Source organism: Bacillus sp. NPDC094077, from assembly GCF_050279465.1.
Taxonomy (GTDB): Bacteria; Bacillota; Bacilli; order Bacillales; family Bacillaceae_G; genus Bacillus_A.
Map to the genome: position 1 here is coordinate 192,909 of NZ_JBNNUF010000010.1, position 9,525 is coordinate 202,433.

The 9,525-nt window shown below is 35.9% G+C and carries 7 protein-coding genes; 3 read left to right on the forward strand and 4 right to left on the reverse strand.

All coding sequences use genetic code 11. The features are described from left to right. Positions 1-35: 35 nt before the first annotated feature. The 3 genes from ACQKNR_RS21860 to ACQKNR_RS21870 are packed head-to-tail and all read right to left on the reverse strand — an operon-like array spanning position 36 to position 2,390. Positions 36-1,436, reverse strand: coding sequence for a nucleoside recognition domain-containing protein (locus ACQKNR_RS21860; RefSeq protein ID WP_427320529.1), 1,401 nt, complete (start codon positions 1,434-1,436; stop codon positions 36-38). Continuing rightward, entirely contained in the window at positions 1,414-2,136 is a 723-nt protein-coding gene (locus ACQKNR_RS21865) for a FeoB small GTPase domain-containing protein (RefSeq protein ID WP_427320531.1), read from the reverse strand. The genes ACQKNR_RS21860 and ACQKNR_RS21865 overlap by 23 nt, the downstream gene beginning before the upstream one ends. Then, positions 2,133-2,390, reverse strand: coding sequence for a FeoA family protein (locus tag ACQKNR_RS21870; protein ID WP_427320533.1), 258 nt, complete (start codon positions 2,388-2,390; stop codon positions 2,133-2,135). The genes ACQKNR_RS21865 and ACQKNR_RS21870 overlap by 4 nt, the downstream gene beginning before the upstream one ends. 512 nt (positions 2,391-2,902) lie before the next feature. Here ACQKNR_RS21870 and ACQKNR_RS21875 point away from each other — a divergent pair. The 3 genes from ACQKNR_RS21875 to pstA all read left to right on the forward strand — a co-directional run bounded on the left by ACQKNR_RS21875 (position 2,903) and on the right by pstA (position 5,689). Further along, the gene (locus ACQKNR_RS21875; RefSeq protein WP_427320535.1) at positions 2,903-3,805 is read left to right on the forward strand and encodes a phosphate ABC transporter substrate-binding protein PstS family protein; all 903 of its coding nucleotides are present in this window, start codon (positions 2,903-2,905) and stop codon (positions 3,803-3,805) included. Positions 3,806-3,875: 70 nt separating this feature from the next. Then, positions 3,876-4,766 carry a phosphate ABC transporter permease subunit PstC gene (gene pstC / locus ACQKNR_RS21880; protein WP_427320537.1) on the forward strand — a complete coding sequence of 297 codons (891 nt, stop codon included), beginning with the start codon at positions 3,876-3,878 and terminating at the stop codon, positions 4,764-4,766. Positions 4,767-4,768: 2 nt separating this feature from the next. Then, on the forward strand, positions 4,769-5,689 hold the full coding sequence (gene pstA / locus ACQKNR_RS21885; RefSeq protein WP_427320539.1) for a phosphate ABC transporter permease PstA: 921 nt from the start codon (positions 4,769-4,771) through the stop codon (positions 5,687-5,689). Between the two features lie 191 nt (positions 5,690-5,880). On the opposite strand, the gene ACQKNR_RS21890 is transcribed toward pstA, so the two are convergent. Further along, positions 5,881-8,925: an efflux RND transporter permease subunit gene (locus ACQKNR_RS21890; protein ID WP_427320541.1), complete on the reverse strand. Its 3,045-nt coding sequence runs from the start codon at positions 8,923-8,925 to the stop codon at positions 5,881-5,883. Between the last annotated feature and the right edge of the window lie 600 nt (positions 8,926-9,525).

Below are 9,525 nucleotides of genomic sequence, written 5' to 3' on the forward strand. Positions count from 1 at the left end.
ATGTGAAGGGGGATACCTTCTATGTATGCTTCGCTTTATACAAGCCCTAACCAATGTACCAATTGTGTAGAGAGGAATGTAACAACAATGGCGATAACGGTAGGGATTGCAAACGATAAGAATGTCCATTTTGCACTTTTTGTTTCTTTATATATGTTAACCAGTGTTGTTCCGCATGGGAAATGAAGAAGTGAGAACAACATTGTGTTTAACGCTGTTAACCAAGTCCAACCATTTTCTAAGAATAGATTTTTAATTTGGTTAAAATCATCTATTTCAGTTAAAGCACCAGTTGATAAGTAAGACATTAATAAAATTGGAATAACAATTTCATTAGCAGGTAATCCAAGAATAAACGCTGCTAGAATGAAACCGTCTAGGCCTAACATTTTCGCGAATGGATCTAGGAAGTTTACAAAATGCATAAGTAAGCTTGTGTCACCGACGAAAATATTAGCGAGTATCCAAGTTAATACAGCCGCAGGAGCAGCTACAACTACAGCTCGTTTTAAAACGTATATAGATTTATCGAGTGTTGCACGTACAATTGTATTCCAAACTTTTGGTTTACGATATGGTGGTAACTCTAGTGTATAGTGCGTTGGAACACCTTTTAAAGCTGTTTTCGATAGTACCCAAGAAACAGTTAATGTCATAATAACACCAATTACAACCATTCCAACTACAACACCTGCGGTAACAAATGTTTGCATGCTACCTGTATAACCAGCAGCCATGAACAGTGAGGCCATTAAAATTAACGTAGGCCAGCGCCCGTTACATGGAACGAAGTTATTTGTTAGAATAGCAAGCATACGTTCACGTGGTGATTCAATAATACGTGTTGACATAATGGCAGCGGCATTACAACCGAATCCCATTGCCATTGTTAAGGATTGTTTACCATGTGCACCAGCTCGTTTAAATAAGCGGTCCATGTTAAATGCGACACGTGGTAAATATCCGTAGTTTTCTAATAAGGCAAACATCGGGAAGAAGATTGCCATAGGTGGTAACATAACACTAATAACGGCCGCGGTACCACGGAATAATCCAAGTATTAAAATACCGTGAAGCCATTCCGGGGCATGCATTGCTTGGAACCAAGCTGTTAAATGCCCTTCAGCCCATCCGAAAAACTCAGCGATCATATCGGATGGTACGTTAGCACCTGCGATAGTAAGATAAAAAAGAATGGATAAAATACCGAGCATAATTGGGAATCCCCAAATTGGAGATGTGAAAATTTTGTCTAGTTTTTCGGAACGATACAATTTATCAGTATTTGTATATTGAACAGCTTCTTTACATATACTTGCAGATGTTCGGTAAATATCTCCGACAATGTCATCTCGTATATCTTCTTTTGAAAGTGTTTGTGCATGTTGAACAATATAGTCTAATGGAAGAGCTTTACTGGCTGAGTGAGATTCCATTGATTACGACCTCCCTTACAAGTGGTTCGTTATGGTGTCTTTGGAGTGCTGTTAAGAAATTTGTATCTCCATCTAATATACGCAATGCAATCCAACGTGCTGGATACGTATCACCGAACACCTTATAAATTTGTGGTTCTAGCTCTCGAATCATGCTTTCGATTTTTTCGCTGTAAGTAATTTTAATTGGTGTTGGAATTAGTTTTTTATTTGCTACTTTAGCTATGACGTTTAGCAAATGACCGATGCCTACTCGGTTGCGGGCGGAAATTTTAACTACAGGTACACCAAGTGATTTTGCTAAATTTTTTTCATCAATAACGATGCCTTTTTTCTCGGCTTCATCAATTAAGTTAATACAAATGACTACGTTGCTTGTCATTTCCATCACTTGGAGTGCTAAGTTTAAGTTTCTCTCCATAGCTGTTGCATCTATGACAACTATAGTTACTTCTGGCTTTTCAAATATAATATAATCTCTCGCCACTTCTTCATCTGCAGAATTTGAATAGAGTGAGTAAGTTCCAGGTAAATCTATTAATGTATATTTACTTCCGTTATGTTCATATTCGCCTTCAGCTTTTAAAACAGTTTTTCCCGTCCAGTTTCCAGTATGTTGTTTTAAGCCTGTTAAAGTATTAAATAATGTACTTTTCCCGGTATTCGGGTTGCCAGCTAAAGCAATACGATGTTTGCTCATCTGAAATCATCTCCTATTAATACCCCGAAAATAAGGGAACTTTCTTCTTTGCGCAGTGCAATAGTTGTGTTGCTTACTTGATAAGCGACAGGATCACCAAGTGGACTGCGTTGTAATACTTTAATCGTTGCCTCAGGGATAAATCCTAAATCCAATAAACGTCGTTTCATAGTTCCTTCTAATTGTATCTTCTCAATTCGTACAAATTCCCCTGTTCTAAATTCGGAAAGGGGTTTAGTATTAGCCGATACCATAAAAGTTACCTCATCTCTATATTTTTAGTTTCAGTTTAAAAAGTTTCCTTAGGTAAACTTTTTGTTAGTAATATAGTAGACTACATTGGATGATGCTGTCAATTAGTACTTTAAAAATATTCATTTATTTTTAGAATTGTTCCAATTTATTTAGTTGTACTAAAAAATATTACTGAAATTCTTTTTAATGTAAAGAAAGTAAGAGTGTAAAAGTTAAAAAATACAGCGGAATTGTAAATATACTTTTAACTAAAAGGGGAAAAGAAAGAAAAACATTTACATTGAATTTACAATGTTAAGAATAAATTTACATTACAGCTCAGTTAGTGTGGATTTTGTTGGATTCTTTAACTATAAATGTTGGGATTCCTAGCTTTTAAGGATTATTATCGTCATTTACTTAAAATTAAAATTTGCTTAACACTCACATAATATTGTTGTCCTACAATGAATTTGTGTTCGACAGAAGTAGATGAATGTGAAAAGTGATAATCCAAATGGGGGTACAAGACATGGTTATGAAAAAAGGTATTAAATTTTCTTTAGCAGCTTTAGTGGTAGCAGGAGCATTAGTTGGGTGTGGAAAAGCAGAAGATACAGCTAGTAAAGATAGTGCTAAAGGAAGCGATAATGCAAAACAAGAATTGTCAGGTACGATTGCAGCAGCAGGTTCTACAGCTCTTCAACCTCTTGCAGAGGAAGCTGGAAAGAAATTTATGGAGGGAAATTCAAAAGTTTCTATTCAAGTTCAAGGTGGCGGTAGTGGAACTGGGATTAATCAAGTAGCTTCTGGCGCGGTACAAATTGGTAACTCAGATGTTCCGGCCGCAGATAAAATAAAAGATGCTGAAAAAGCAAAAGAATTAGTAGATAACAAGGTTGCGGGTATCGCGTTCGCACTTGTCGTAAATAAAGATGTAAAAGTTGATAACTTAACAGTAAAACAAGTACAAGATATCTTCACTGGAAAAGTAACGAACTGGAAAGAGTTAGGCGGAAAAGATGAAAAAATCAACGTAATTAATCGTCCGGCTTCTTCTGGTACACGTGCTACATTTGAAAAAACAGTTATGAAAGATGCGAAAATTAATGATGGAACTGGTACGACACAAGATTCTAACGGTGCAGTAGAGCAAGCGATCAATTCTACTCCAGGTTCAATTAGCTACTTAGCGATGTCTTACATGGTTGGTGAGAAAAAAGGTGCACTACAAACAGTGAAAATTGATGGTGCTGAGCCGAAAGTTGAAAACATTTCTGCTGGTAAATATCCATTCTGGTCTTACGAGTACATGATAACAAAAGGTGAAGCGAAAGAAGCAACAAAAGCTTACATTGATTATGTAAAAGGTAAAGATTTCGAGAAGCAAGTAGAAGATATGGGTTACATCCCGATGTCTAAATTAAATAAGTAATTAAATTTATGGGGCTGGCTGCAAGGCCAGTCCTGTTCATTTCAATCTATGAAGTGGGGTCTGTCCTGTGATGAAGGGGAAAAAACAAATTAATTACGTAAAGAGTGAATATATAGGAAGAACACTCGTTACGTTTTGTGGCATCTTTATTGTTTTTATTACATTAGCTATTATTGCGTTTATTTGCGGTAAAGGAATTCAATCTTTTACCCAAAGTGGTATCTCGTTCACTGAGGTATTAACATCGACAAAATGGAATCCAAATGCTGACGAAGGAACCTTCGGGGCTGTGATTTTCATTGTAGGCTCAACGCTTGTATCTTTAGGTGCTGTAGTTATTAGTGCGCCGATTGCTATAGCTCTTGCTATATTCATGAATTTAATTTCGCCAAAGTTTGGGAATAAAGTATTAAAGCCTGTTTTAGAATTATTAGTTGGTATTCCGTCAGTTGTATACGGATTATTAGGGGTTACGATCTTAGTTCCTTTATTACGTGATTCGTTTGGAGGAGTAGGATTTAGTTTGATTGCTGGTATTATCGTCCTAAGTATTATGATTTTACCTACTATTGCTAGTATCGCCTCTGATGCAATACGCTCTGTCCCGTTTGATTACTTGGAAGCTTCTTATGGTCTAGGGTCGACGAAATGGCAAGCGATTAGCCGAGTGATTGTTCCTGCTGCAAAACAAGGGATTTTAACAGGAATTGTTTTAGGGTTAGCGCGTGCTTTTGGTGAGGCGTTAGCAGTTCAAATGGTAATCGGGAACACGATTAAATTACCAGAAGGAATATATAGTCCGACAGCAACGTTAACGGGTATTTTGACAATGGATATGACAAATACACTGAACGGAACTGCTTGGAATAATGCGTTATGGACTTTAGCAATGATTCTACTTGTTATTTCATTCCTGTTTATTTTAGTAATTCGAGCGATTGGGCAAAGAGGTGAGCGATAATAATGAATGCAAGAACGGTAAATAAAGTTTGGACGGGTATCTTTTATGCGGTTGCAGCTTTAGTTGTAGCTTTGCTAGTGTTCTTAGTGTTTGAAATTTTACAAAAGGGATGGGGATTTTGGGATCCTAATTTCTTGTTTGGAGAACCAAGTAATACAAGAGCTGGTGGTGGGATTGGTCCGCAGTTATTCAATTCCTTCTATATGCTTGTTATAACGCTTATTATATCTATTCCTCTTGGGTTAGGTGCTGGAATATATTTAGCGGAGTATGCAAAACAAGGGCGTTTTTTAAGTTTTGTCCGTTTGTGTATTGAGACAATGGCGTCGTTACCTTCTATTGTTGTTGGTTTATTCGGTTTGTTAGTGTTCGTTACAATGACAGGCTGGGGATACACAGTAATGGGTGGTGCTCTTGCTTTAACGATTTTAAACTTACCAGGTTTAACACGTGTTTGTGAAAATGCGATTTCAGAAGTTCCTCATAATGTAAAAGAGGCGAGTCTTGGATTAGGTGCAACAAAGTGGCAAACGATCGTCCGTATTATTATTCCGTCTTCACTACCACAAATTATTACAGGGATTATTTTAGCAGCGGGTCGTATATTCGGTGAAGCGGCGGCATTGATTTATACAGCGGGTTTAACATCCCCAATTTTAAATTCAGCAGCAGACTTCTCAAGTCCTGCACATCCTTTAAATCCATTTAGACCAGCTGAAACGTTAGCGGTTCACATTTGGAAGTTAAATTCGGAAGGGATTATCCCAGATGCGAAGTTGATTGCGACAAAATCTGCAGCTGTATTAATTATTATGGTATTACTATTCAATATTATTTCACGATTTATAGCATCTGTATTACACAAGCGTTTTACAGGAGCAAAAAGAAAAAGTAAAACGACGAAGAAGGTAAAAGCGGCATAACTTACAAAGGAGAACTCTCTATTTATAAGTAGGGAGTTCTCCTTTGTATTTTAATATAGAAGGAATGGACATAAAAGGCTTTTGTAGATTCTGGTAAACCTCTAGAGAGAGGGGCTAAAAAAGTGATGGATTACATCGATAGGTAGAGAAAAAGGCTTTATCTTCATAATTGAAGATAAAGCCTTTTGGTTTTAAATATCAGGTGTTTCTGTAGAAGGGCTTATTTTTCTGCGGGAACGTCTTTTTCTCCCGATTTTATCTAATAGTTCATACATAACGGGAACAACTACTAATGTAAGAACGGTTGAGACTGCTAAACCACCAATTACAACAACAGCTAGACTTTTTGATACCATACTTCCTGCTTGAGATTGACCGAACAGGAGTGGTAGCATAGCAACGATTGTTGTAATAGCTGTCATAATAATTGGGCGTAGTCTAGTAGAGCCAGCTTCAAGTAAGGCTTCTCTTGTTTCCATGCCGCGTTCCCGATTTTGTTGCACTCTTTCTATTAATACAATAGCATTTGTAACGACAATCCCGATTAACATTAATGCGCCAATCAATGAATTTACATCAACAGGTGTTCTTGAAATAATTAATCCTAAAATACCGCCGACAGCAGCTAATGGTAAAGAGAATAAAATTGCAAAAGGAGCACGTGCTTGCCCAAATGTGATAACCATAATTAAATATACAATCCCAATTGCAATTCCCATAATTTTAAATAAATCTGTAAAGTTCTCTTGCATAGATTCAGTGGCACCTGCGATATTTACTTTTGCTCCGTTAGGTAAATCTAAATCGGCTATCGCTTTGTTTACTTCTGTGCTTACTTTACTTAAATCTTCATTAGAAGTTTCTGCGGTAATTTGAATCGTTTCTTTTCCATCTTTATGGAAGATTTCTGTTTGAGTTTGTTTTTCTGAAATAGTTGCAATGTCTTTTAAAGGGATTGGTCCATTAATAGGTGATAGTATGTTTGTGTTTAAAATATCTTCTTGTTTATTAATGTTTTCCTTTTTGTGTTCTATCATAATAGTTGTTTTTTCATTATTAATTGATATTTCCCCAATAGGTGATTTCTTCATAAGGAATGCTACTTGTTGTGCTGTTAATTCTGGTGTTAAACCTAGTTGCTCAGCCTTTGTTTGATCGATATGAATTTGCCATTCTTTTTTAGATTCTTCTATATTTGTTTTTACTTTAGAGAGAGAGTCCATGCTTTTTAGTTTTGTTTCGACGATGTTAGCGGCCTTTTTTAAATTTGTTTCGTTAGTAGCTGTTACGTTAAATTGTAAGTTGTTTCCGCCTCCAGAGTCAGAGTAACTCGTTTTTATATAATCAAGTTCAGCTGGTTTGAAAGCTGTCTGTTCTTTTTTTAACTCTGTAATATATTGGTCGATGTCAGATCCTTTTTTAAAGACTACAAATATAGTTGCAAGATTGTTTTTAGTTGTCTGTCCCCATTGTGCATCTTCTGCGCTGGATCCCATTCGCAAAATAACATCTGTTACATCAGGGTTAGAGAGTAATTTCTTTTCGAACTCAAAGGCTTTTTGTTTTTTAGCTTCAGACTCATAATCGGTTGGGAATGTCATGTTAACGGATAGCATTGTATCATCTTCAGACTTTATGTTCGCTTTCGGTAGTAGTATGTAGGCGGCAATTGATCCTGCGAATAATAAAAAAGAAGTAAGTAGAATGATAAATTTATGAGAAAGAGCCCATTTTAATGTAGCGACATATCGTGGTGAAGAACTCGGCTTACGATGTTTTGTTTTTTTGAGTAATAAAAAAGCCATAAGTGGAACAACTGTTAATGCAACGATTAAGGAAGATAAAATAGAATACACAACTGCTAATACCATAGGTAACATGAGTTTACCAATTACTCCTGATACGAGGCCGATAGGTAAAAAAACTGCGACTGTTGTTAAAGTGGAAGAGGTGATTGCGACAGCGACCTCTTTCGTTGCATCAAGAATAATATCTTTAGAGAAGGTTTCTTTTTGTAAACGACGGAAAATGTTCTCAATGACAACGATACTATCATCGACGAGACGTCCCACGGCAACGGCTAAGCCACCAAGAGTTAGAATGTTAAGTGTAATGTTAGATTGGTGGAGTAAAAACAGTGTTAATAAAATAGATAATGGAATACTGATGACAGCTATGAGTGTTGTTCGGAAGCTGCGTAAAAAGATTAAGATAATTAGAGTTGCAGCAATTGCCCCAAGGATTACTTCTTTTCCCATGCTAGTAACAGCATTTTCAACTTGCTCATGAGTTGAAGCTAGAAGTTTAATAGAAAACTGATCTTTATATTGCTTGCTTATATTTTTAATCTTTTTATCAATCTCTTTTCCAATTGCAACCGCGTTTTTACTCGGCTCTTTCATGATGACTAATCCTGTTCCTTCTTCCCCGTTTATGTGCGAGATTGTATCGTAATGTTGTTTTAGTTCAACTTGAGCGACATCTTGTAATTTTACTTGAGGTGTAACGGTGATATTTTTAATGTCATTTACATTTTTTATATCCCCGATGACACGAAGGTTGTATTCTTCCTTATTAACCGTAATTGTTCCAGCGGGAGTGGAAGTTTCTTTTCCTTGTAAAACTTTTAATACTTGCTCTGATGTTACGTTTTTATCTTTTAGTTGGTTAGGATCAAGTAAGATGGATAATTCAGAAGTTGACTTTCCGAAATACATGACATTGGCAACACCATCAATACTCTCGAGTTGTGGTACGATTTCTTCCTCGATTTGTTTTTCGTCAGCTTTTGAAAATCCGTTTTGTTTCTGGATGGTAATTTGAGCAAGTGGGATCATAGAAGTGTTTAATTGGCTAACTACAGGCTTAGTTACATCTTTAGGTAATTTAACTGTATTAATTGCTTTTTCAACTTCGCGTGCCGCGTCTTTCATATTTGCCTTGGATGTATATGCGATGTCGATGCGTGATAATCCTTCGTTTGTGGAAGAAGTGATAGTATCGATGTGTTCTAAATTACGAAATTGTTTTTCGAGAGGATCAGTTACGTCTTTGGTCATCGTTTCAGCATCGAGCCCTTGAGATAATGTTGTAACAGTTATTGCGGGGTTATCGATGCTTGGTAAAAATTCCATAGGTAATTTAGAACCGGAATAAACGCCGAGTATGGAAATGAGAAAAACCATGATAATAATAGCGGCTCGGTTTTTTAATGAAAATTTTGTTAACCTATCCATAAGATAATTCCTCCATTAGTTTATTTATAGTTTTGTGGCACCCCTTTACTATATAACAAAAAATGGATATTTTTCATTAATTAAATGTAAAAAAATTCTAACAATAATCTTAAGTTGTTATTTTAAAGAATGCTAATTCAAAACTCTTATTGTATTTATCGCGGTTTTTATAAAGAACCTATGTTGTTTATTTTTTTGTGAGGAAGAAGTGAATTAAAAGTAGGGGAGCTATTTGTTCGGTTGATAATAGCGCACAGTAATTTGCATACAATCAAAATAACTGTGTTATATGGAACAGAAGGGACATTGCTATAGAAGAAAGCAGGGATAGGAATTTTTTTTGTTTTTTTATAAAAAACACTTGTTATTTAAAAAATATGATGGTATATTAATAAACGTCGCTGATGCACAAACGCAGAAAACGACAAAAAAGAAATTAAAAAACATGGTTGACATCGAAAAATGAAGATGTTAATATGATGAAGTCGCTCTTGGGCGGCGGACAAGTTCTTTGAAAACTGAACGAAACAAACAACGTGAAACGTCAATTTTTATTTTAGATGCTAGACAAACTAACTTTATTGGAGAGTTTGATCCTGG